The following is a 21,710-nucleotide window of genomic DNA, read 5'->3' as shown; positions in this document are numbered from 1 at the left end:
TTAATGAGGCGGTGGAATCAGCATATCAGAAGGGTGTGCTGACCACCGCCAGTCTTATGGTGGGGGCTCCGGCGGCGGCTGATGCCATACGCCGGGCGAAAAGTTTGCCTGGGCTGGGTGTCGGTTTGCACCTGACTTTGGTGGATGGAGCGCCGCTGTTGCCGGCGGAACAGGTACCCGATCTGGTGGATGCTCACGGTCGTTTTGCAGCGGATTTATGGTTGCGCGGTGTGCGTTATTTTTTTCTGCCCAAGGTGCGCAGGCAGTTGGCGGCAGAAATTCGTGCACAGTTTGCCGCCTTTGCAGACACCGGCTTGGTGCTGGATCATGCCAACGCCCACAAACATCTGCATTTGCATCCTACGGTGTTAAGCCTGATGCTGGATATTGGGGAAGCATTTGGACTGCGGGCCGTGCGTCTCCCCTGGGAGTCACTGGCGGTGGCGCGGTGTGGTGGTGCGCGTGGCTTCGCACCGGCCTTCTGGGCTTTTTTTTTGCGTCCCTGGTTGGCGAGAATGCGCCGTCAACTGGATAAGCGTGGACTGCTTTACAATGATTTGCTTTGCGGTCTGGATGCCACCGGACATATGACCGAGTCGCGTCTGCTGGGTTTGCTGAACTGTCTGCCAGAGAAGGCTTTGGTGGAAATTTATTTTCATCCGGCCACCACCCAGAGTCCTTTACTGCGTACGCTCATGCCTGATTATGAGCCCCAGGCAGAATATGCCGCCCTGCTGAGCCCCAGGGTGGGGGAGTATTTGCGTAATCATCAGATTGTAAGAGGTAGATTCAGTGATTTCACCGGCGGCTGAACGATTCCTGGAAAGTATCGGAAAATCCATTGCGCAATTTTTTGTGCAGGTGGTCGATTTTTCGGTGCGCCGCGCTCTTTGGGTGATGGGGTTGGTGCTGATTGGCACCTTGTTGGCTCTGTTTTATGCGTTTACGCACTTTGCAGTAGATACCAATACCAGCCATGCCTTGTCTCGTGATCTGCCCTTTCAAAAACGCGAGGTGGCATATCACAAGGTATTTTCCCAGGACCAGCATACTATTGTGGTGGTTCTGCAGGGGAAAAATCCGCAGAGTAGCGATGCGGCAGTTACGCGTCTGGAGAACTGGCTACACGCGCGTCCGAAGATGTTTCATAGTGTGTATGTGCCGGGCGGGGGGAGTTTTTTTGAGCGGAATGGCCTGCTCTATTTATCTCCGGAAAAAGTAAAGGATTTTGCCGATCGTATTACCAATGCCCAGCCTCTGATCGCCCGTTTGTCTGCAGATCCTAGTCTCGGCGGTCTAAGTGACTTGTTGAGCATGGCCATCAGTCAAAGGCTGAATAATGGTGTGCAGTTACCGGGCATGACGGCTATATTTTCGGCGTTGAGTGAGGCCGTGAAAGCCCGCCTGGAGGATAAGCCGTACCAGCTTTCCTGGAGTGAAATGATGGGCGGGGACCTGGCTAAGCTGGGTCCTGCCCAGCGCTTTGTCATTATTCAGCCGGCCATGAATTATCATTCCTTACAGCCTGCCGAGGCGGCCATCCGGACCTTGCAAGCAGGTTTGCAGAGTTTGCAGTTAAATGCCGCCCACGGCGTCAGTGTTGGTGTGACCGGAGGGGCCGTTCTTGATGCGGAGCAACTCCAGACCGTCAGTCATGGTGCTGGTGAATCCCTGGCGCTGACGCTGGGTCTGGAAATTATTCTGCTGAGCATTGCCCTGCGCTCGGTGAAATTGGTAACTGGTGTGCTGATCGGGCTGGTATCGGGCATTATTCTGACGACGGCCTGGGCCTTGTTTTTCGTTGGCCCCTTTAACCTCATATCTGTGGCTTTTGCTATTTTGTTCATTGGGTTGGGTGTCGATTTCGGCATTCAATTCTGTTTGCGCTATCGCGAAGAATTATTCAACGGCGCGGTTCATCGGGTAGCGATGCATCGAGTGACCCAGGGTATGGGAACAGCGCTGGGTTTGGCCTCTGTGGCTGCGGCACTGAGCTTTTACGCCTTTGTGCCTACCAGTTATGCCGGAATTGTCGATCTTGGGCTGATTTCTGGTACCAGCATGCTCATTGCGCTGCTGCTGACCCTGACTTTTTTGCCAGCTTATTTGACCTTATGGCCCATTGCTGTAAACGGACAACATCGGGTTGTTAATTATCCGCATTTTACGATGGTTCCAACGCTGGCAAAACATCCAATTCATCGCTATGCCTACTGGATATTGGGCTTGGTGACGATACTCGCCGTTGCGGCGATTCCCTTGGCTTTGCGTACTACTTTTGACTTTAATCCACTACACATGATTGATAGTCACGCCGAGGGTGTGAAAGTCTTTGAAAAACTGTTGGCCAATCCCGATACTGCTCCGTACCGGATGGAAGTGCTCACGCCCAATATTGCCGCTGCTCAGGCCGTGGCCCGGCGCGTCGAGCAGTTGCCGACGGTGGCGCGGGCGCTGACAGTGGAAAGTTATATTCCCAAAGATCAATCCAAGAAGCTGGCCATTTTGCAGAATCTGCAGATTCTGGTGCCCCCCTTTTCACTGATGATGCCGACCGCATTGACGCCGCCCGCTGCGGATACGCGCAAAAAGCTGGATAAACTGGTCAAAGATTTGCGCGCGCTGGCCGTCAAGGATGGTCAGACGTCTGCAGATGGTCAAATAACTGGACGGTTGGCTGATCATCTTCAGGCTTTTTTGCAAGAGCAGGGAAAACAGCCTGCCGCCATGAATGCTTTGCAGAATAGTGTGATGGGCACTTTACCCGGAGAGCTCAAGCAACTGGGCATGGCTTTGTCTGCCGGACCGGTCAATTTGCAAACCCTGCCAGCAGCGCTCAAGGATCGTTATGTGGGTGCGGCAGGTCAGGCGCGCGTAGAGATTTTCCCCAAGGCCAATCTGAGTAGTAATCAGGCCATGTATCAGTTTGTCCAGAGTGTGCTCAAGGTTGAGCCCAAGGCGGTTGGAACCCCGGTGATGCTGGTGCAAGGTGGAGAAGCGGTTCTTGGTGCCTTTCAGGAGGCTACCTACATTGCGCTGGCAAGTATCAGTATTTTGCTGCTTTTGGCCTTGCGCCGTTATCGGGATGTGCTGCTGATCATGATTCCTTTGCTGCTGGCGGCGCTGTTTACGGTCGCCGCTATGAGTCTGCTGGGCTTGAGTTTCAATTTGGGTAATATCATTGTTCTACCCCTCCTGATTGGCCTGGGTGTGGCATTCGCCATTTATATTGTGGTGCGCTGGCGTAATGGCGTGGATGTTGCCCATTTATTGGGAACCTCGACACCAATGGCGGTGTTTTTCAGTGGTCTAACCACCCTCAGTGCTTTTGGTAGTATGGCCGTATCCCGTGATCCGGGTATGTCAAGTCTTGGTGAGGCACTGAGTCTGGCGTTGTCTATTGTGCTCTTGTGTATATTGATTATTTTGCCGACGCTGATGCTGCTGTTTACGCCTTCTCCCCGCGAAGAGGGCATAGAGCAGGATGAAGGCAGCTAAACTTTGAAACAGAAAATGTTCATTCTGCTCGCTGGACTGCTGGGTCTGGCCCTGGCTGTTTATCTGGTGCAGCATGCCGGTTTTGCCGAGATTATGGCGGTACTCGCCGTGGCTGGCTGGGGACTGCTCTGGTTGCTCCCTTTTCATTTGCTGCCGCTGGCTCTGGATACCTTGAGCTGGAAGTGGCTGTTACGCGGCAAGGCGCGTGCCTCCTTTGGGTTTTTGTTATGGCTGGCCCTGATTCGCGAATCGGTGAACGGTTTATTGCCGGTAGCACGGATAGGTGGTGAACTGCTGGGAATCCGAATGCTCAGTCAATCCGGTGTTTCGCCCTATGTGGCTGGTGCCAGTGTCATGGTTGAGATCACTTTGACTCTGATGAGTCAGTTCTTGTTTGCTTTGCTGGGCGTGGTGGTGTTGCTGTTCGCAGTCAGCAATCACCTCCTGGTTTTCGAAGTTCTGGGGTTTCTTTTCCTGTCGATTCCGGTGCTGGTTATTTTTTTCTGGCTGCAAAAACATAAAGGCTTGTTCTCGCTGGTGCAGAACATCAGTAAACGCATGCTTGGTGGTTATGATCTTATGGGGATTATCGGCGATCCGCACCTTTTGGATGCGGAAATCCGGAGTTTTTACGACAAGGGACGCGCTTTGCTAGTGGCCAACTTTTGGCAATTAGCCGGGCTTTTTGCGGGCACTCTTGAGGTTGTTTTTACTTTTTGGCTGCTGCACCATCCGGTGCCTTTCTGGGCGGCCTTGCTCCTCGAAAGTCTGGGACAGGCTTTGCGTAGTGTGGCATTTGTGGTGCCGGCAGGCATTGGGATTCAGGAGGGCGGTTTCATGCTGTTTGGAGCGGTAGTCGGTATCGGTCCAGATCTGGCCCTGGCTTATGCTTTGGCCCGACGTTTGCGTGAACTATTTCTGGGTGTTCCGGTCCTCTTGTCATGGGCTGCATCAGAAAGTCATTATATGCGGCGAAGGTGGTTACAGGTTTCAACCGGGAAAGAGGGGGTTTTATGACGGCAATGGCCATAGAGCTGGGTTCTGAGCAGCATCGTGATTTGTTTTGTCAGTTCATGCACGATACGCATGTGTATTTTGATCCTGCAAATATGCCTTGGCCGGAACTCGATGCTGCCACGGAACAGCGGGTTAAATCTTTGCCTTTCTGGGGTGAGGCGGTAGCGACGGAAAGTATCACCGCGCGGATGGTTCAGAGTATGGCGGCACGGGAAACCGACCCCGTAGTGCGTGCTGCTGTGGCCCTGGATGGTCAGGAAGAACAAAGGCATTCGGAATTGCTGCAGGCATTGGTGAAACATTACAATATTCAGATACCTCCAGCGCCGCCGCCGCCGCCCTTGCGGGATCCCTACTGGGAGTTTCTATTTACGGGATATGGCGAATGTCTGGACTCCTATTTTGCTTTTGGACTATTTGCTGCGGCCAAAAACTCGGGTTTTTTTCCGTCTGAGTTGGTCAAGATATTTGAGCCGGTCATGCAGGAAGAAGCGCGACACATCATTTTTTTCATCAACTGGTTAAAGTGGCACCGTCGGCGCCTGCCGTTCTGGAAAAAAATTGTTCTGGAATATCACCGTATCCAGGTCATCAGCATGCAAGCCTGGGCGCGGATTCAAACGGCAAGGGGCCTGAATGACCATCAGGATGAAAATTTTACCATGACTGGTCATGAACAGGTGAGTAGCGACATTAACCTGACACAGTTGCTCGCATTATGCCGGGCCGAAAACGCACGCCGTTTTGCTGCTTATGATGCCCGTTTGCTGCGTCCAAAATTGGCACCGCGTATTGCCAATATACTGTTTTTCTTTCTTTCCCGAGGGAAAGCCGCCTGATTTTTCGGTGTGCTTGTCCCGCATACGCTTTGGTATGTTATACTTAGGCCAATAATGTTGTTATTTGTTCACGGGCTTGACAGCCATCAGGTGGGGGTATTGATATTATGGGTGTTCCTTTAATTCAGAGCTATAAGGTAGGTCGCTATATTGTTTCGCAGAAATTGCGGGGGCGTAAGCGTTATCCTTTGGTCCTGATGTTGGAGCCGTTGTTTCGTTGTAATCTGGCCTGCGCGGGTTGCGGAAAAATCGATTACCCAGATGATGTTCTGGATAAACGCTTGTCGGTGGAAGAATGCATTGGCGCAGCAGAAGAATGTGGGGCGCCTATTATTTCCATTGCCGGCGGAGAACCATTGATTCACAAGGATATGCCGGAAGTGGTGAAGGGTTTGGTAGAACGCAAACGCTTCGTTTACTTGTGCACCAATGCGCTCTTGTTGAAAAAACGTATGGATGATTATACGCCTTCTCCGTATTTGACATTTTCTGTTCATCTGGATGGTAATGAACACCGCCATGATGATTCAGTCTGTCAACCGGGGACCTACCAGCGGGCAGCAGTGGCTATCCGCGAAGCGGTTGAAAAAGGCTTTCGGGTAACCGTGAACTGCACCCTCTTTCAGGGTGAAGGTGCGGAAGAAGTGGCTAATTTCCTGGATGATTGCAAGGCCTTGGGTGTAGAGGGCGTGACGATCTCTCCCGGCTTCAATTATGAGCGAGCCCCTCAGCAGGAAGTATTTATTCAACGGCGCGCATCCCGGCAGTTGTTCAGGGATATTTTTCGTATTGGTAAGGAGCGCAAGGCGAAATGGACGTTCAATCAGTCCAGTCTGTTTCTGGACTTTTTGGCGGGCAACCAGAATTACCAATGTACGCCTTGGGGAAACCCCACCCGCAATATTTTTGGCTGGCAGAAACCTTGCTACCTGTTGGTGAGCGAAGGTTACGCGCAGACCTATCAGGAAATGATGGAAACGACGCCCTGGGATCAATACGGCGTTGGGGTTAACCGCAAGTGCGATCAGTGTCAGGTTCATTCCGGTTTTGAACCGACAGCGGTCAATGACACGTTTGCGCACCCCTTGCGGGCCCTTAAAGTGGCCTTACGTGGGCCGCGTACGAAAGGTCCTATGGCCCCGGATATGCCAACCATTCCCCCTTCACAGGGATCCGATCATCCGGTTTTCCCGTTACGGGTTGAACGATAATAAGCGATCGGCCGTCCAAACAGGCTAACAGGGAGGTTTTATGCTTATGAGAAATGCCGTGCTGCTTTCGGCGGTAGTGGCTTTGTCCATGTCGCCGATGATTTCAGCCTCAGCTGCTATTGCCGCGCCAGCTTCGGCGGCTGCGCCAGCCAACGCGGTGACGCCAAAAGCCACTATTGACACGCTCGATGCAGCCTTGCTGAAAGCCATGCAGGGCGGCAGCAAAATGGGTTATCAGGGCCGTTATGCCGTCGTGTCTCCGGTGGTCGGGAAGGTTTATGATTTTGACAAAATTGCCAGCCTGACTCTGGGTAGCCACTGGTCCAAACTGACACCCGCGCAACAAAAACAATTTGTAGGTGTGTTGGCGGACTATACTGCAGCCACTTATGCGGCCCGTTTTGACAATTATGAAGGCGAGCATTTTGCGGTCGTCAATAGTGAAACCATGCAGCCCGGAACTGAGGGCGTATTCAGTACGCTGACCATGCGCAATGGTAAGGTCCATCGTTTTGATTACCTGCTCCAGCAACAGGATGGCCAGTGGCGTATTGTGAATGTGGTTGCCGACGGGGTCAGTGATTTGTCCCTGAAGCGTTCTGAATACAACGAAACCATAAAAAGTAAGGGATTTCCGGCGCTGATTGCGCACTTAAAAGCGCAAATCGCTCAGTACGCGAGCGGTAAAAATTGATGGTTCGTTGGCGTTGGCTGCTCGGCGGTATTTTTGCCAGTTCCTTGCTGGCACTATCAGGCTGCGCTACGGTGAATGGTCCCGGGTCCGACGTGTCAGGATCCGGTCGGCCGCCTTTGCAAACCTTTAATCATGCCATGTTCCACGTGAATATGGGACTTTATGATTATGTGCTTGAGCCGGTATCTACGGGTTACAAGGCGGTGACTCCGGGCTTTGTCCGGGCGGGCGTCAGTAACGTGTTTTCCAACGTGGGCATGCCTTACATTTTTATTAACGATTTTCTGCAAGGTCGGGTACAACAGGGTATGGAGGATATGAGCCGTTTCATGGTCAACTCCATCTTTGGTGTGGGTGGTTTGATTGATGTCGCAGACAAGCTGGATTTACCCATGCACGACAATAGCCTGGGGGTGACGCTTGGGGTTTGGGGCGTGCCACAGGGGCCCTATCTGGTATTACCCTTTTATGGACCCAGTTCGTTGCGGAGTTTGCCGGGCCTCGCCATGGTCATGTTTACCGGCCCCGCTTATTATATCACCAGTACCCCTGCCCAATATGCCTTGAGTGGCATGGGTGTGATTAATACGGGCTATGTGGATGGTCCGAAAATCCGCATGGTTCAGGAGGCAGTGGATCCTTATCAGTTTATGCGTAATGCCTGGGAACAGCATGAACAGTATTTGATCAGCGGCGGAGTAGTCAGTAAAAGCCAGTTGCTTGAAGGTCTGTCTTTACCTCCGCCTGCTGGAACGACCAAGGCCGGCAATGAATCCAGCGCCAACACGAAAGGAATACATTAATATGGCTTTTGATCAGGATGCAGTGCGCCGTACAGCGCATCTGGCCCGCCTGGCCCTACCCCAGGAAGAAGTGCCAGCAGTGGCCAGTCAACTGGAAAAAATCATGTCACTCGTTGAGGAGTTGAGTGCCATACCTACAGAGGGAGTTTTACCTATGGCGCACCCTCTGGATCTGGAGCAGCCACTGCGCCCGGATCAGGTTTCCAATCAAGATGAACGCCAACGCCTGATGGCCAGTGCCCCGGCCGCCGAGCACGGGCTTTTTCTCGTCCCCAAAGTCATCGAATAACAGGAGCAGCATTTGGACCTCCACGATTTTTCCCTGCGACAACTCCGCGAGGGTCTGCAAAAACGGGATTTCTCTGCACGAGAGCTAACGCAAACCCTGCTCCAGCGTATCCATACCTTAAACCCGGAAATGAATGCTTTTGTAACGGTGACCGAAGCTACTGCCCTGGAATCTGCTGCTCGGGCTGATGATCGCTTGGCAAAAGGTGAAAGCGGAACGCTGCTGGGGTTGCCCATGGCCCATAAGGACATTTTTTGTACGGCAGATTTACCCACTACCTGCGGGTCGAAAATGCTGAAAAACTTTGTCGCTCCTTATAGTGCCACTGTCGTAGAGCGTTTGGCCGCAGAAGGCATGGTGATGCTGGGTAAGCTCAATATGGATGAATTTGCCATGGGCTCTTCCAATGAGACCAGCTATTTTGGGCCTGTCCGTAATCCGTGGAATACAGCAATGGTACCCGGAGGGTCTTCTGGTGGTTCGGCAGCGGCGGTAGCTGCGGGTTTGGTGCCGGTGGCAACGGGCACAGATACCGGTGGTTCCATTCGCCAACCGGCAGCACTTTGCGGTATTACCGGAATTAAACCCACCTACGGACGAGTTTCCCGTTATGGCATGATTGCTTTTGCTTCGAGTCTCGATCAGGCGGGACCGATGGCCCGTTCCGCCGAGGATTGTGCTTTGCTGCTGAATGCGATGGCGGCTCATGATCCTCGTGATTCTACGAGTCATCCAGCCGCTGCCAGTGATTTTCTGCGAGGGCTGGATCGTCCTTTGCAGGGATTGCGCGTCGGTGTGCCCGAAGAATTTTTTGGCGAGGGACTGGATCCGGAAGTGGCTGCTGCCGTGCAGCTTGGAATAGAGCAGTTAGCCAGACAAGGCGCATCCATTCAGTCGATTCGCTTACCCAATAACCCCCATGCGGTCAGTACCTATTACGTCCTGGCACCGGCTGAGGCTTCCAGTAACCTCTCGCGTTTTGACGGAGTGCGCTATACCCATCGCAGCAGCGTAGGTGAAAACCTCGATGACTTGTATCGGCAGAGCCGTTATGAAGGCTTTGGTGAGGAAGTAAGGCGCCGTATTCTGGTCGGCACTTATGTCCTTTCTGCGGGCTATTATGATGCCTACTATCTCAAGGCTCAGCAGGTGCGTAGTCTGATTCGCGAAGATTTCCGCCGCGCTTTTGCTGAGGTAGATGTCATTGTCGGTCCTACGACGCCAGGACCTGCCTTTGCACTGGGTGCCAAAAACGCTGATCCGGTTTCCATGTATCTGGCTGATATTTATACTATTGCTGTGAATCTGGCAGGGATTCCAGCCCTTAGTCTGCCCTGTGGGTTCACCCAATCCGGCTTGCCCATTGGCATGCAGTTGATGGGAGATTATTTTGCTGACGATTTATTGTTAAATGTAGCGCATCAATATCAACAGGAAACGGACTGGCATCGGGCACGGCCAAACTTGAAAGCGGGGGAGGCATGAGTATGGACTGGGAAGTGGTTATCGGTCTGGAGGTCCATGCTCAACTCAACACGGCCACCAAGATATTCTGCGGCTGTCCGACGACTTTTGGTGCAGAACCCAATAGTCATACCTGTCCGGTTTGTCTGGCCATGCCGGGCGCATTGCCGGTTTTGAATGGCGCAGCCGTCGATAAAGCTATTGCTTTGAGTCTGGCGATTGGTGCTGAACTGAATCGGCATAGTGTGTTTGCACGGAAAAATTACTTTTATCCGGATTTGCCCAAGGGCTATCAAATCAGTCAGTACGAGTTGCCAGTTGTCGGCAAAGGGCAGTTGACGGTACAGATGGCGGATGGTTCTGAGAAAGTCATTGGCGTCACCCGCGCACATCTGGAGGAAGACGCGGGTAAATCGCTGCATGAGGCTTTTGTCGGGCAGACTGGTATTGATTTGAATCGCGCTGGGACGCCACTGCTGGAAATTGTTTCCGAACCGGATATGCGTTCGTCTGCGGAAGCGGTGGCTTACTTGAAGAAACTGCATGCGCTGGTACGCTACCTGGAAATTTGTGACGGAAATATGCAGGAAGGATCGTTCCGTTGTGATGCAAACGTTTCCCTGCGTCGTCCCGGAGCCCCTTTTGGTACCCGTGCGGAAATCAAGAATCTGAATTCTTTCCGGTTTCTGGAAAAAGCCATTGAATATGAAATTCTGCGCCAAAAGGATATTCTGGAGAGCGGTGGCAGCATTGTTCAGGAAACGCGCCTGTATGATGCCAACCGTGATGAAACCCGCTCGATGCGCAGCAAGGAAGAAGCCAACGATTATCGTTATTTTCCTGATCCTGACTTGTTGCCTCTGGTTCTGGAGGAGGCTCGCATCGAAAAAGTCCGTCAGAGCCTGCCTGAACTGCCGGATGCCAAGCGCGAACGCTTCATGCAGGCCTATCAGCTCTCAGCCTATGATGCTGGCGTGTTGACCGCCGGGCGCGATCTTGCCGACTACTACGAGAGTGTGGCGGATGGCGTGGAAGGTAAGCTGGCGGCCAACTGGGTCATGGGTGATTTGCTCGGAGCTTTGAATAAAGCGGGAGTCGAAATTCAGGATTGCCCGGTTTCTGCCGAAAAATTACGCCTGTTGGTGCAGCGTATTGAAGATAAAACTATTTCCGGGAAAATTGCCAAGGAAATATTCGAAGAAATTTTTCACCAGGGTGGTGAAATTGATGCCATTATTGATAGTCGTGGCCTGCGTCAGATTACCGATGTGTCAGCCATTGCCGCTATGGTCGATGAAATTATTGCTGCCAATCCCCAGCAGGTTGCGGGTTTCCGGGCGGGTAAGGATAAGCTTCTGGGCTTTTTTGTCGGCCAGGTAATGAAAGCCAGTCAGGGTAAAGCTAATCCTGATCAGGTAAATGCCTTGTTGCTGGAACGGCTCCAGAAACCGGAATAACATTTTGAAGTAGTGGTTTTACGGGGTAATATCCGTTCATTATAAAAGGGTGCCAGCAGATGGCCCCCTTTTTTGTATGACAATTTTACGGTGTGTGTTCAGGAAGCCGGAACAGTAGCGGGTACGTCCTTAACCAGTTTCAGAAACTCGGAGAACGGACCCATGTTTTCCATGGCTTCCATTTTCGGGCCCTTGAAGTTGAGGCGCCCAAACATCATGGCCATTGCGGGTGAGCCCATGTGATGCCAGTCATGAGTCGTTGCCCACATTTTGTAGTCATAGTTGTAATTCAGGTCTGCAACCTTAATGGCGCCACCATAGGTGCATTCGGCCTTACCGTCTTTGGCGGCGATTTCGAGCTGAATAGGCGGCGTGGTTTTCATGCTGGAGTCAGAGACCTCCATGATTTTATAGCCTTTGCCACCATTATTTTTGATCCACGACCCCGCGAGTTTTTCGGTCAGCGTCGGGTTATTGTTCCATGCTGTGCAAAGCTCCTTGGCCCAAGCCGGAGACATGAAAGCGGGGATTGTAGATGCAGCTGCTGTGGCGCTACTATCCGTTGCGGAAGTGCTTGTATCTGCTGCAATTGCCATCGTAGAACCGGCGAGCCCCAATCCTAAAACCGTCGCCATCATCATTTTTTTAAACATCATTTTCTCCTCCGCCATATCTATGGAATGCTCCCATTGAGCATCTCTTGAGTATAGACCGGGTTTGGTCTTGCGGAAACCAAGGTATTTTTAATTTGGTGATAAACAATTAGAAAATAAGCAGATAGTGTGCTTCTGGTGTACCGATAGGGTGTGTTTTTGTGTGGCGTGAAGTTGGCTGGCGTGTTGGCAGGCATTCACATTTGCCCGGGCTTTGGTTAAACTCCAGCGGCACGGAGGTGTGGCAGAGCGGTTGAATGCACCGGTCTTGAAAACCGGCAGGGGTTTGCGCCCCTCGTGAGTTCGAATCTCACCGCCTCCGCCAATTAGATATGCTAACCAATTGAATTAAAAATAAATAAATAATTTTAAAGTAAGTTTATCTTACCTCCGATCTTACCCTGCAAAAATTCTTCTTCATCGAGACTCACTTGGGTTGTGATTACAAGTCGTGGGTTTATTGGCAAGATGGAACATCAGGTTTTTTATCATTCCGAGACCCTGTGGTACCGATGCCGTCGGAAAATGCAGAGGGAGAACGGTTGCCCATCCAGATGATACGAATGGAGCAAGATAATTGAGCTACCGTTGATACATCTATCCACACACGATTCCATGACCTCACCGGTTGGGAGAAGTCGCCTCGTAAAAATAGACGTCCAAGCCTAACGTTTTGTGTTATGATCCCATAAGGAAAATAAGGGGGATTATATGAAAACGGATATTCATGCGATGGCTAAAAACGTTTTTCATCATGTGGAGATGCACGTTCTCAGCCCGGCTTATGCGATTGATGTGAGTACGATGGTCGGTTTTTATGCGAAAGATGCCCGGTTTTGTCGATGGGTCAAAAATGTTCCACCCAGCCGGATACAAAAAATGCTGGCCGTGATGGTGCGGGAATGTGCATGGCGGGATGAGGCATGGTTAGGGGAATACATCCAGAACCGACCGCTACAGTCTGATAAGTGTTGCAACCCGGCGTAGGCGATTGACACGCGAATTATTTTTTAATCGGTTCCTGCAAATACTTCAATGCTCAAGCCGAACCGTTTTGCCAAGGCGTTCGCCTGACGAAGATTGATCTTACGCTTGCCTGAAAGCACGTCCGAAACCTTTGCCTGATTTCCAATTTCGGGCAAATCGGATTGTCGGAGATGATGTTGTGCCATTAAGAATGCCAAAACTTCCTGGCTGCTCATAGCACTGGGCATGGGGTAATTTTGAGCTCCGTACTTTTCGATCAAATATCCGATCATGCTGGCCAGTCCAGCCAGAGGACTATTTTCATCCGCGCCCCCCGCATCCAGAATGGCATCCAGAGATTCCACCAGTGATTGATAATCTGCGTCATCGGCTGGCGGGACCAGCAGAGGCGCAACATTACGCCAATGTTCCATCAGGCAAAGCCAAGGAATAGAGCCATCGCCCGATTCACAGAGACCATCATCCCATCGTCCAAGTGCCCGACTATCTGGCCTATTTTCTCGCGAGGGATAGTCTGCGATTTATCCACCATGATTTGTGAAGGCTTGTGCAATCCGGTTTCCGGTGATGCCTCAATGCCGATACGGTAAAGCGGCGCATCTCTGAGATCGCTGGTAATGGGGAGAACTGTCACGGAGGGCAATGTCGAGAACATTTCAGACTGAACAACCAGCGCCGGGCGGGGCTTGCCATAGTCACCTTGTAGGGCAACAACGACTATAGCGCCCCTTTTCAAACCCACCCATCCTTATCTGCTGCCGCTTCAAGCCAGTCCATCACCTCCTTTTCTTGCGGGTCATTCCGCACAACAAGACACTGACGACGACATTCCTCCACAAAGTCTGGACGACGGGTGTCTGGCACCCAAATTTGAATTGGCCTCAACCCTGCGGCACGCAAGGCGTCTCGATGTTTTTTAACCCGCATGTTCACATGTGCAGTGGTCATAAATCATCTCCTCATTAAAGTTACATGAAACAGGTTATATGACAGCAGCATCGCAGGCAACAATTCCCTGAAAATAACCTGATCGTAGAAGTCCTAAGCGCGACTAGAGGCTAAAATTCTGCTTTTTTCGCACAATAACTTCCACCGTGCGCTTTTCCGCGATTTTAGGAGCTGTCTTGAAAGCCATTTTGGGCGCAGTCTTCTCCGGGAGATCAAGATCCTTGGGGTACCAGAATGACGGAGTAGCGTTCGCTGAGGCCATATCTGGAGATCGTACATCCCCTTTGGATTCTTTGCGCTCCGCAGTAGTTTCTTTGTCAGAGTTAGTCCTTAAATGACCTCCAACCCCGAACTGGGGGGCCTTTAAGTTCGTTTCGCGCTTAGCCATGTGCAGATCTGGTCCAATCCCGATTAAATTGGGCCTGCAGTTCCGATACCGGACGACCATGCAGCAATAGCCCCATTTCTCGATTGCCCTCTAAGGATGTCTCCGTGAAATTCTCGGAGCCTATAAATGCCTCATTTCCGGAAATCACGGCCTTTGCGTGCATGTAAACCGGCTTCACCGGTATCAAGCGTACCTGAACCCCATGTGCGCGCAGAAAGGCTACATCTTGCTTGTCTTGGGCGTTGATACTGGCGGGCAGGATGACTCTGGCCAGAGCACCTTTTCGGGCAATAGCCTCCAGTGTCGGGCGATATGGACCCATTTCCTCGCTTTCGATGTCTATCGGTCCCGGTTGCTGGATGACACCGATGATTTGCGCGGCAGACGTGCCCGGAGAAAGAACCAGAATCTGATGTGCATAGGCCGGAGCCCGTCGATTATTCCAGTCTGCATGGAAAACAGCGTTGGCCGCCTTGACCACGGCAGGATCTTTCGTGACATACAGGTACTCCCTATTGCGATCGAATGCGCTCCAATCGAAGTTCGCCGTACCAATTTCGCATTCATGGCCTGAACAGACAAACTTTTCATGGAGAAAAGCATAGTGATCCCCATGACTGGTAAAGCGGTAAGGGGCCAGATGTAAAGTGGCACCCGTCGCCTCGATCTCCCGTTCTTCCTTACGCACCTGCCAGGGTTTCATGCCATAAGGCTTACCCTCAATGATAACGCGCACATCCACACCGCGCGCATGGGCTGCTTTCAATGCCCGGAGAATAGGATGGTCGGAGAGATAATAGACCCCGACATTGACCGAGTGGTGGGCTGATCGTATCAGCTGCACAATGGGTGCAGGTCCCGCATGGGGTTCAATATAGAGCGGCATCATTATCCTTCTTTTGGGTTTTCCAGTTCGGCAAATTTGGCGGCCATGGTAGGATTTTTCCGGGTGAGTTTCTTGATGGTTACATCCTGGGCCTTATCGTTGGCCAGGCGCAGATTCCGATCCGCGCCCAGCAGCGCCTCTTTGGTTTTCTGTAGATGATCAATGGATTTGTCGATCTCATCAATCGCCGTGGCGAATTTTCTGGATGCCAAGTCGTAATTTCTTCCAAATGCATCCTTGAAGCTCTCCAGATCGTTTTCAAAGTTTGTAATGTCTATATTTTGCGTGCGCACCAGGGCCAGCTCGGTCTTATACTGGAGCGCTTTCATGGCCGCATTGCGCAGCAAGGTAATCATGGGGATGAAGAACTGCGGCCGAATGACGTACATCTTCGGATAGCGGTGAGATACATCCACAATGCCGCTGTTATAGAGTTCGTGATCGGATTCCAGGAGTGAAACCAGTACCGCGTATTCGCAACCTTTTTCTGTACGGTCACGGTCCAGTTCCTTCAAAAAGTCTTCATTTTTCTTCTTGGTGGCCGTCTGGTCATTTTCGTTTTTCATCTCGAACATGATGGATACGATTTCCGTTTGGGCTTCGTCATAATCCCGGAAAATATAGTCACCCTTACTACCCGCCCGAGCGTCATTGTCTTTTTCAAAGTAGGCGTAAGGGAATGCTGTGGCCCGGATTCGATTGAATTCAATTTCGCAATGCTGCTCCAGGGTTTCTCCGACCATTTTCGTGGAGAGTTTGGCTTTCATGTCACGCAAGCGTTCAATGGCTGCATCGCGGTCCTTGATCTGCATTTCAAAACGTTCGGTGATGGATTTTTCCGCCAGGTGCTTTTCAAGCTCTACCCGATCGAGACTGTTTTTCAGCGTGTCGCGCTCTTTTTCTATGTTCCGGACAGCCATACTAACGGCCAGTTGCTGATGGGTCTGGCTGGCTTCCAGTTTGGCATTGAGCGACTGAATTTCCCTATCCTTTTCTGCCTGAAGGCGTTGCAGGGCATTCTGGAGATTGACCGATTCGAGTTTGTTGATGGAAGCTATCTGTTCCCTGAGTTTTGCAATTTCTGCATCCTTGGCGGCTTCGGCACGCTGCGCTTCTGCCAGGGATTCAGCCCGGGTGAGGGCCAGAGCGTTCTGCTTTTCCTTTTCAGCCAGCGCGAGACGCTCATGGATCTGCTTATCGAAGTCCGCATCCCGAACCTGTTTCAGAATATCGGCGTATCCCGCTTCGTCCAAGCTGAAAGTTTTGTGGCAATGGGGGCAAATGATCTCATGCATGCTGACTCACTCCCGTTTAAAGCCCGCCATGATATTTGAAGGAAATCTCGCTGCACTGGGGGCAGACAAAGACCTGTACCTTGAGTTTCTTCTCGAAGGCTTCCTCGCCATCATCGGCCATCTGCCCGGCGAACATGCCCAATGCGGCCCCACCCAGACCGGTTAAACCTCCCATACGAATGCCATGGGCACCCATATCCTGCATGGGCGTCTGGCAGCATGGACAAGTGGCAGTTTGCTGTTCCTGGGGCTTTTCTCCAAATCCAAACATGATGGTACTCCTTTGCTGATTTGCGGAAAGATGTCGTTAATCGGGATGCGACTACAGGTCTATATGTTACCCTAAATAAGCGATAGTCAACACCGCCCATCTTATTCGTAGCGTGCCAAATGTACCACCACTATAGGAAGTTACTTGCTGTATCTTCTGGCCGATACCTTATTGCAGATCATCTATGTAAAATTCATCGATGCCCCAAAAGAGTATGTCTCATTGGAAGCTGAGGTAGTTGACATGGTGTAAATGCCTACCGTAAATCATGTCCTGAATGAATTCCATTTGGAACAAAACAGGCTGAAAGCTGCTCAATGAAGAACCTTCGATGAATCATTTTTTCATGTGGTTAATGTGTCCCTTATATGGCGATCAAAGACTTTATAAAATAGGCCATTGGGTACAATGTGTATCCCACGAAAAAATCTGAACGAGCTGGCTTGCAATTCCGGATAAGGCATCAAGGAAGTTTTATAATCCCATTTAAAAGCGTATTTTCATTAAATCACCACAACGTCAGCATCATTCTGGTTTGTAATAGGTTGACGGTCTGGAAAATGTCTTGAAGGTGTTTCGTACAAGTGAAAAAATAGATTATAGTAGTAGGTCAGTAGAAAAATTTTTTTATTTTACTTAAAGAGTTATAATTTGTTATTGGGTTGATTGTAGATCGTGTTTTGATGATTGGTAAAGGAGAATGTCATGTTAAAAGGAATTGAAAATGTGTATAAGACCCCGATGGGTGCCGTATTGATGCGTTTGTATTTGTTGGAAACGGGTAGTGAGGAAGCTTTTGATCCTCTGCATCTGATAAACTGGTGGGTGGGAAAATTAGAAAATCCGGATGCAGGATATGCTTGGCTGAGTACCAGTCTGTGGCGTCAGCTTGCACGGCACATTCACTCGGTGATCGCTTTCAATTTTCCTTGTCTTGCTGATGCTGCTGGTTACGATCTTGGGATTGAAACCTCACTGATCCCCAAACCTGAGATTAAAACTAATCCAGATGGAACTATTCTAGAGTATTGGTCAGTAGATAAATATGCGCAATCATTGCCTCCCTTTGGGTTTAAAGCTTGGCAGCGGCCTCTGAAACGTCTACCTGTTTATTTCTACGATTCAGATGAACTGGATATAGGCCAAGACAAAGAAAATAGTTGAGCCGTCTTTATCATGGCCGGTGACGTCTGTGATCGGTCATGAACCTGTTATTGATGATGGGGTTCCCGCTTGTTCGTTTATTACGGCTAATTTATGGCCGTATGCTGGCCGAATAGGGAATCTTGTGATCAGCATGTTGTATCCATCGCATTCAAGTAAAATTTTTCAGACAGCGCTCATAACTTAGCGAATTTCGCAGAAATTGGCGCCGTGTTGTGAGACCCTACATTCCAGTTTTCCCGTGCCTTGATTTACTATAATGGTCGATGGCGTAATGCGATGGGTCAAGGAGAGGTATTCATAACAAAGCACAGCACCTAACACAATTGCGGTTAACATCACCCCTAAAATAAAGGAAACGTTCAGGACGCGCTGTTTCAAAACCGCTTCCCGTACGGTGATGTTCAAGAGGTCGGCGCCGGTATCTACCCAGTGGTCGATGACTTTGTCCTGCTTTTGAGCAATGGCCGCATTCATATTTTTGTCTACGGCGGCCGCAGCGTCTTTCAGGTTTTGGGTGGCCGTATTCAAGGCGATCAATGCCGATGAAGAACCCCGCTCTAGTCCATGACTAATCACTTTTTCCAATTTGATTACATTGATGTCAAAGGCTTTATCCAAGTGCCCCTGGATATCGCCGGCCCCTGCAATGACGGCTTTTTGTATCTTGGTCGGGATGGACGTCAGAGCGGTTTTGATGATTTCTAAGGAATAACCAGCGGCAGCGGCTCCATCAAAAGCCACACGTGCAGACAGATACGCGCCATACATGGGGTCGTCTGCTGATATTTTATACTGCTGTACCCACCGGGCGAGCAGTTTATGATCGGTATCGGGCAAGGATTGCTCTGCCAGATCATACCCGCTTTCAGCGTGCAACGAAGCTTTGCCCGTTTTGTGCATGCCTATCTCAGATGCTGGGGATTCCGATCGGTTTAATAGACCCATCAGGCACCGCCATCAATAAGTGGAATCACCGCATTGACCCACGACTGCCTCAACCAATTTCGAATAGACTGACGGTCCACGATAAACAAAGGACTATCCGCCCCTGTCAAGGAGGCCAATGATCGATTTTTGTGTGTTTTGAGTACGCTCGCAACACGCGACGCCAGTTCAGGAATCTCACCAACCAGTCCGCCACCTTTTATCCATGTGTCTTTGTAAATCGGTTGCGTAAACCAAGAGAAATCGGCATCGTAGGCACTTTCGTGGCGGTTCACCACGGCCATCTTACGATCAGCCATTTTACAAATGAGAGACCGTGATGACATTTCTGCGCTGGCTTCCTCAACACCAATCATCCAAGCGACACATACTTCAAATCCTAAATCCTGGGCAACGGGCAGTATCAAATTCGCATTCGTGTCGAAGGCTTTTTTTGCATTGGCAGGTGCGTTGATCACCACGTTTTCGCAACCCATCTGCTCAATATGTCTGAACAGAACGGTCATGCTGTTTTCGGCATCGCGCCCCGATTTGTCCAGATCCACGCTGAAAACGGTGACGCCCTCGACGCCTTCATAACGATTGGCTACATCTCCTGTCTCGACGTCTCCTTCCACAACGGCTACAGATAAATTTCTATCGAGCAAATAATCGACGGTTAACATCGAGAAAATGCTTTTGCCCACGCCACCCTTGTCGCCATGGCTGATAATCAATTTTTTATGCATAACAAGATTCCTTTTCATTAGAGGGTAAAAAACTCATTGATTGGCAGGATCGTCCAAGTTGATGATCCCTGATTTGGATATGGGTCGGTCATGAATATCTGAGCCACGACCTGTACTCGTCTTTTGCTTTTTTACAGGTACCATTAACTTCCCCTTTTTGATGCCCATAGAGACCCGCGAATAACAACCTGCCACATCTTTCCCACGCCCTGTAAATCCGATAGCATCCGCAATGTCATCCCATGTCCGCATTAATTTTCTAGCAGTATCAATGTCTTTATAGCGACTCAAAACAATGGACTTCATGGTGTAACGTTTGTCAGGCCCGTCGATAATCAGCTTTGTTAACTTATCCACGCATGGCTCCTTTATTCCTGTATTTTTCAAAAATATCTCTTATTACATATTGTACCAATAAAAGTCACTTCAACGAAGCATGTGATGCCATTCTCTGTAGAATTTCAGTGTTTTCTTTTTATGCCGTTAAATATCCTTTATTTATCTGTTGATTTTCGGATTATCGGTCCGAAGGTTTTCTGTATAGAATGCGCATCTTATCTTTAGGTAATCATCACATAACGCACATATACCGTAGTTTTTCCATATAGTTCAGCATTTAAACGATAAGTTTTGTACACACATATAGATATGTTAACTACACACAAACCCACCCAAAATCATGACATTGTTATTAGTTTTATCCTGAATTTTGAGGTCAGATGGGTTTTCAATAATGCTTGGTGTCTTGAGCCTGTTGGTGTCGTTACTGTGATCGAACGGTAACGGGATAAACCTACCTAAGCTTCGTGCATTTAATTTAATTTGGTATTATAAAAATTACGAAAAGTTTTTTTGCATAATTACGGTAATAAAAAACGAAGAGGAGAGGTGATATCATGAGCGTGAAAGAAACTCACCTAAAAGGGACTCCTGAAAGTGTAATAAAATACGTTTCTGAACAAAAGAAAGCGCAGACTGTCCATTTTTCTGAAGATGAAACTAGCAACTATTATGCGGAAAATGGCAACGTTAAGGGCGTTTGGATGGGTAACGGTGCCGCCATCCAAGGCTTATCTTGCTATGTCAACAACTCGGATCTAGAAAAACTCCTACATGGTGTCACCATGGATGGACATGACATCAGTAAACGCGGTAACCATCAGAATAATCGTCGAATGGGCTCGGACTGGACATTTAGTGCGCCCAAAGCGGCCTCTATTCTGTCCATTGACGATTCACGTGTTAAGGCATGGATGCTGGAATCTGTGCAACAAGCGATCGAAAATTTTTACGCAAGGGAAATGTCCCACGCGAGAAAAGGGAAGGGTGGCGTGATTACCGAGTTTTCTGATCTTATTGTAGCGGCTGGATTTCTGCATGAAACCGCCAGAGCCGCCGATGGAATCATCGATCCCCAACTGCATGTCCATGTAGTGATTCCCAATCTTATCCAAAGAGCCGATGGCCAGTGGGCCAGTTTGCGGAGCGACTATGGAAAAAAAAGTCGCAAAATCTATGCACTGGGTGATGCCCAAGTGGCTTACTTGATGAACAAAATGCAGGTGTTGGGCGGCTATGAACTGGAGCTGAGGCTGGAATGTGATAAAAAAGGTATAGAGCACCTATCTTTTGGGGTGCAGGGTATATCCAGAGAAGCCGAAGATGCTTTCTCAGGGCGAAAAAAACAAATCCAATCGTATTTATTAAAAAGCGGCATTGATCCCAAAAAGGCCACCCGCAAACAAAAAGATTTCGCTGTGTTGAATACACGGGTAAGCAAAGATCGAAACGTGGACAAGAAGTATTTGAAGGATGCGCTGCGGCAGCGTGCACATGATGCAGGCATTGATTTGGACAGTATTCGGGCCGCTGCCGCCAAACGTGCAGCAGTAACTCAAAAGCAACAAAGCTGCACCGGAATGGATGTGACCAATATTACTGTTCATTCCTCGTCAGATTTTGGTGAAGATGTTGCCATCAGTCATGACTATCAATCAGCATTCGGACCAGACAATATTGGGTAGCAGGGAGAATAAAATGGAAATACAAAACCAGTGAAGCATGGTCTTCACTGAAATGACAGCTAAGAACTATAACCATCCGTGCATAACCGTCTGACGCGCCCTTTACTCCCTGTATGGCATGAGCATATTCATGTGACACAAACAGG

23 protein-coding genes and 1 tRNA gene are annotated in these 21,710 nt (G+C 49.9%); 14 read left to right on the top strand and 10 right to left on the bottom strand.

Going from position 1 to position 21,710, the window contains the following annotated elements; all coding sequences use genetic code 11:
* From hpnK to gatB, 10 genes are all read left to right on the top strand, one after another.
* On the top strand, positions 1–812 hold an 812-nt coding region (gene hpnK, locus HJG40_RS02800; RefSeq protein ID WP_215862779.1), incomplete at its 5' end, for a hopanoid biosynthesis-associated protein HpnK.
* The gene (locus HJG40_RS02795) at positions 793–3,498 is read left to right on the top strand and encodes an MMPL family transporter (RefSeq protein ID WP_215862778.1); all 2,706 of its coding nucleotides are present in this window, start codon (positions 793–795) and stop codon (positions 3,496–3,498) included. The genes hpnK and HJG40_RS02795, both read left to right, overlap by 20 nt.
* 3 nt (positions 3,499–3,501) lie before the next feature.
* Entirely contained in the window at positions 3,502–4,515 is a 1,014-nt protein-coding gene (locus HJG40_RS02790; RefSeq protein ID WP_215862777.1) for a lysylphosphatidylglycerol synthase domain-containing protein, read from the top strand.
* Positions 4,512–5,354 carry a ferritin-like domain-containing protein gene (locus tag HJG40_RS02785; protein ID WP_215862776.1) on the top strand — a complete coding sequence of 281 codons (843 nt, stop codon included), beginning with the start codon at positions 4,512–4,514 and terminating at the stop codon, positions 5,352–5,354. The genes HJG40_RS02790 and HJG40_RS02785 overlap by 4 nt, the downstream gene beginning before the upstream one ends.
* A 107-nt stretch (positions 5,355–5,461) precedes the next feature.
* Positions 5,462–6,565, top strand: a complete 1,104-nt coding sequence (gene hpnH, locus HJG40_RS02780; protein ID WP_215862775.1) for an adenosyl-hopene transferase HpnH — start codon at positions 5,462–5,464, stop codon at positions 6,563–6,565.
* A 40-nt stretch (positions 6,566–6,605) separates the two neighbouring features.
* Entirely contained in the window at positions 6,606–7,259 is a 654-nt protein-coding gene (locus HJG40_RS02775) for a hopanoid biosynthesis-associated membrane protein HpnM (RefSeq protein WP_215862774.1), read from the top strand.
* Positions 7,259–8,062, top strand: coding sequence for an MlaA family lipoprotein (locus tag HJG40_RS02770; RefSeq protein WP_215862773.1), 804 nt, complete (start codon positions 7,259–7,261; stop codon positions 8,060–8,062). Before HJG40_RS02775 ends, HJG40_RS02770 begins: the two co-directional genes overlap by 1 nt.
* A gap of 1 nt (position 8,063) precedes the next feature.
* Positions 8,064–8,351, top strand: a complete 288-nt coding sequence (gene gatC, locus HJG40_RS02765; protein ID WP_215862772.1) for an Asp-tRNA(Asn)/Glu-tRNA(Gln) amidotransferase subunit GatC — start codon at positions 8,064–8,066, stop codon at positions 8,349–8,351.
* Between the two features lie 12 nt (positions 8,352–8,363).
* The gene (gene gatA / locus HJG40_RS02760) at positions 8,364–9,836 is read left to right on the top strand and encodes an Asp-tRNA(Asn)/Glu-tRNA(Gln) amidotransferase subunit GatA (RefSeq protein ID WP_215862771.1); all 1,473 of its coding nucleotides are present in this window, start codon (positions 8,364–8,366) and stop codon (positions 9,834–9,836) included.
* Positions 9,833–11,272 (top strand): Asp-tRNA(Asn)/Glu-tRNA(Gln) amidotransferase subunit GatB, encoded by a 1,440-nt coding sequence (gatB, locus tag HJG40_RS02755; RefSeq protein WP_226856927.1) that lies wholly within the window; start codon positions 9,833–9,835, stop codon positions 11,270–11,272. The genes gatA and gatB overlap by 4 nt, the downstream gene beginning before the upstream one ends.
* Positions 11,273–11,370: 98 nt before the next feature.
* Here gatB and HJG40_RS02750 read toward each other — a convergent pair whose 3' ends face one another.
* Complete coding sequence (locus tag HJG40_RS02750; RefSeq protein WP_226856925.1) at positions 11,371–11,928, bottom strand: SCP2 sterol-binding domain-containing protein; 558 nt, start codon at positions 11,926–11,928, stop codon at positions 11,371–11,373.
* Positions 11,929–12,160: 232 nt separating this feature from the next.
* Here HJG40_RS02750 and HJG40_RS02745 point away from each other — a divergent pair.
* A tRNA-Ser gene (locus HJG40_RS02745) sits at positions 12,161–12,250 on the top strand.
* 386 nt (positions 12,251–12,636) lie between these two features.
* On the top strand, positions 12,637–12,912 hold the full coding sequence (locus HJG40_RS02740; protein WP_193639828.1) for a hypothetical protein: 276 nt from the start codon (positions 12,637–12,639) through the stop codon (positions 12,910–12,912).
* Between the two features lie 23 nt (positions 12,913–12,935).
* Here HJG40_RS02740 and HJG40_RS02735 read toward each other — a convergent pair whose 3' ends face one another.
* The 6 genes from HJG40_RS02735 to HJG40_RS02710 all read right to left on the bottom strand — a co-directional run bounded on the left by HJG40_RS02735 (position 12,936) and on the right by HJG40_RS02710 (position 16,700).
* Positions 12,936–13,325: a helix-turn-helix domain-containing protein gene (locus HJG40_RS02735; RefSeq protein WP_193639827.1), complete on the bottom strand. Its 390-nt coding sequence runs from the start codon at positions 13,323–13,325 to the stop codon at positions 12,936–12,938.
* Positions 13,325–13,648, bottom strand: a complete 324-nt coding sequence (locus HJG40_RS02730) for a type II toxin-antitoxin system PemK/MazF family toxin (protein ID WP_193639826.1) — start codon at positions 13,646–13,648, stop codon at positions 13,325–13,327. The genes HJG40_RS02735 and HJG40_RS02730 overlap by 1 nt, the downstream gene beginning before the upstream one ends.
* A complete protein-coding gene (locus HJG40_RS02725) occupies positions 13,645–13,860 on the bottom strand; it encodes an antitoxin MazE family protein (protein WP_193639825.1) in 216 nt (71 codons plus the stop codon). Before HJG40_RS02725 ends, HJG40_RS02730 begins: the two co-directional genes overlap by 4 nt.
* Before the next feature lie 380 nt (positions 13,861–14,240).
* Positions 14,241–15,134: a phospholipase D-like domain-containing protein gene (locus HJG40_RS02720; protein ID WP_215862784.1), complete on the bottom strand. Its 894-nt coding sequence runs from the start codon at positions 15,132–15,134 to the stop codon at positions 14,241–14,243.
* A gap of 2 nt (positions 15,135–15,136) precedes the next feature.
* Positions 15,137–16,429 (bottom strand): DUF2130 domain-containing protein, encoded by a 1,293-nt coding sequence (locus tag HJG40_RS02715; RefSeq protein WP_193639823.1) that lies wholly within the window; start codon positions 16,427–16,429, stop codon positions 15,137–15,139.
* Positions 16,430–16,445: 16 nt separating this feature from the next.
* Positions 16,446–16,700 carry a hypothetical protein gene (locus tag HJG40_RS02710; protein ID WP_065973958.1) on the bottom strand — a complete coding sequence of 85 codons (255 nt, stop codon included), beginning with the start codon at positions 16,698–16,700 and terminating at the stop codon, positions 16,446–16,448.
* Positions 16,701–17,405: 705 nt separating this feature from the next.
* Between HJG40_RS02710 and HJG40_RS02705 the strand changes: the two genes are divergently transcribed.
* Positions 17,406–17,864, top strand: a complete 459-nt coding sequence (locus HJG40_RS02705) for a hypothetical protein (protein ID WP_193639821.1) — start codon at positions 17,406–17,408, stop codon at positions 17,862–17,864.
* 183 nt (positions 17,865–18,047) lie between these two features.
* On the opposite strand, the gene HJG40_RS02700 is transcribed toward HJG40_RS02705, so the two are convergent.
* The 3 genes from HJG40_RS02700 to HJG40_RS02690 are packed head-to-tail and all read right to left on the bottom strand — an operon-like array spanning position 18,048 to position 19,897.
* The gene (locus tag HJG40_RS02700; RefSeq protein ID WP_215862770.1) at positions 18,048–18,767 is read right to left on the bottom strand and encodes a hypothetical protein; all 720 of its coding nucleotides are present in this window, start codon (positions 18,765–18,767) and stop codon (positions 18,048–18,050) included.
* A gap of 44 nt (positions 18,768–18,811) precedes the next feature.
* Entirely contained in the window at positions 18,812–19,540 is a 729-nt protein-coding gene (locus HJG40_RS02695) for a hypothetical protein (protein ID WP_215862769.1), read from the bottom strand.
* Between the two features lie 33 nt (positions 19,541–19,573).
* Positions 19,574–19,897 (bottom strand): hypothetical protein, encoded by a 324-nt coding sequence (locus tag HJG40_RS02690; RefSeq protein ID WP_215862768.1) that lies wholly within the window; start codon positions 19,895–19,897, stop codon positions 19,574–19,576.
* A gap of 539 nt (positions 19,898–20,436) precedes the next feature.
* Between HJG40_RS02690 and mobF the strand changes: the two genes are divergently transcribed.
* Positions 20,437–21,564, top strand: coding sequence for a MobF family relaxase (gene mobF, locus HJG40_RS02685; protein WP_215862767.1), 1,128 nt, complete (start codon positions 20,437–20,439; stop codon positions 21,562–21,564).
* Positions 21,565–21,710 lie beyond the last annotated feature (146 nt).

Source organism: Acidithiobacillus concretivorus, assembly GCF_018853445.1.
Classification (GTDB): Bacteria; Pseudomonadota; Gammaproteobacteria; order Acidithiobacillales; family Acidithiobacillaceae; genus Acidithiobacillus; species Acidithiobacillus concretivorus.
The sequence above is the reverse complement of the archived record's forward strand: the minus strand, read 5'-3'. Positions and strand labels throughout refer to the sequence as shown.

What these genes read in the sequence shown, in the direction of transcription:
- HJG40_RS02750 (WP_226856925.1), bottom strand. Translation starts at nt 11,928, where the DNA reads ATGATGTTTAAAAAAATGATGATGGCGACGGTTTTAGGATTGGGGCTC.
- HJG40_RS02725 (WP_193639825.1), bottom strand. Translation starts at nt 13,860, where the DNA reads ATGACCACTGCACATGTGAACATGCGGGTTAAAAAACATCGAGACGCC.
- HJG40_RS02700 (WP_215862770.1), bottom strand. Translation starts at nt 18,767, where the DNA reads ATGCACAAAACGGGCAAAGCTTCGTTGCACGCTGAAAGCGGGTATGAT.
- HJG40_RS02785 (WP_215862776.1), top strand. Translation starts at nt 4,512, where the DNA reads ATGACGGCAATGGCCATAGAGCTGGGTTCTGAGCAGCATCGTGATTTG.
- HJG40_RS02705 (WP_193639821.1), top strand. Translation starts at nt 17,406, where the DNA reads ATGTTAAAAGGAATTGAAAATGTGTATAAGACCCCGATGGGTGCCGTA.
- HJG40_RS02770 (WP_215862773.1), top strand. Translation starts at nt 7,259, where the DNA reads ATGGTTCGTTGGCGTTGGCTGCTCGGCGGTATTTTTGCCAGTTCCTTG.
- HJG40_RS02695 (WP_215862769.1), bottom strand. Translation starts at nt 19,540, where the DNA reads ATGCATAAAAAATTGATTATCAGCCATGGCGACAAGGGTGGCGTGGGC.
- mobF (WP_215862767.1), top strand. Translation starts at nt 20,437, where the DNA reads ATGAGCGTGAAAGAAACTCACCTAAAAGGGACTCCTGAAAGTGTAATA.
- HJG40_RS02740 (WP_193639828.1), top strand. Translation starts at nt 12,637, where the DNA reads ATGAAAACGGATATTCATGCGATGGCTAAAAACGTTTTTCATCATGTG.
- hpnH (WP_215862775.1), top strand. Translation starts at nt 5,462, where the DNA reads ATGGGTGTTCCTTTAATTCAGAGCTATAAGGTAGGTCGCTATATTGTT.
- gatC (WP_215862772.1), top strand. Translation starts at nt 8,064, where the DNA reads ATGGCTTTTGATCAGGATGCAGTGCGCCGTACAGCGCATCTGGCCCGC.
- HJG40_RS02735 (WP_193639827.1), bottom strand. Translation starts at nt 13,325, where the DNA reads ATGGAACATTGGCGTAATGTTGCGCCTCTGCTGGTCCCGCCAGCCGAT.
- HJG40_RS02715 (WP_193639823.1), bottom strand. Translation starts at nt 16,429, where the DNA reads ATGCATGAGATCATTTGCCCCCATTGCCACAAAACTTTCAGCTTGGAC.
- HJG40_RS02710 (WP_065973958.1), bottom strand. Translation starts at nt 16,700, where the DNA reads ATGTTTGGATTTGGAGAAAAGCCCCAGGAACAGCAAACTGCCACTTGT.
- gatB (WP_226856927.1), top strand. Translation starts at nt 9,833, where the DNA reads ATGAGTATGGACTGGGAAGTGGTTATCGGTCTGGAGGTCCATGCTCAA.
- HJG40_RS02720 (WP_215862784.1), bottom strand. Translation starts at nt 15,134, where the DNA reads ATGCCGCTCTATATTGAACCCCATGCGGGACCTGCACCCATTGTGCAG.
- HJG40_RS02775 (WP_215862774.1), top strand. Translation starts at nt 6,606, where the DNA reads ATGCTTATGAGAAATGCCGTGCTGCTTTCGGCGGTAGTGGCTTTGTCC.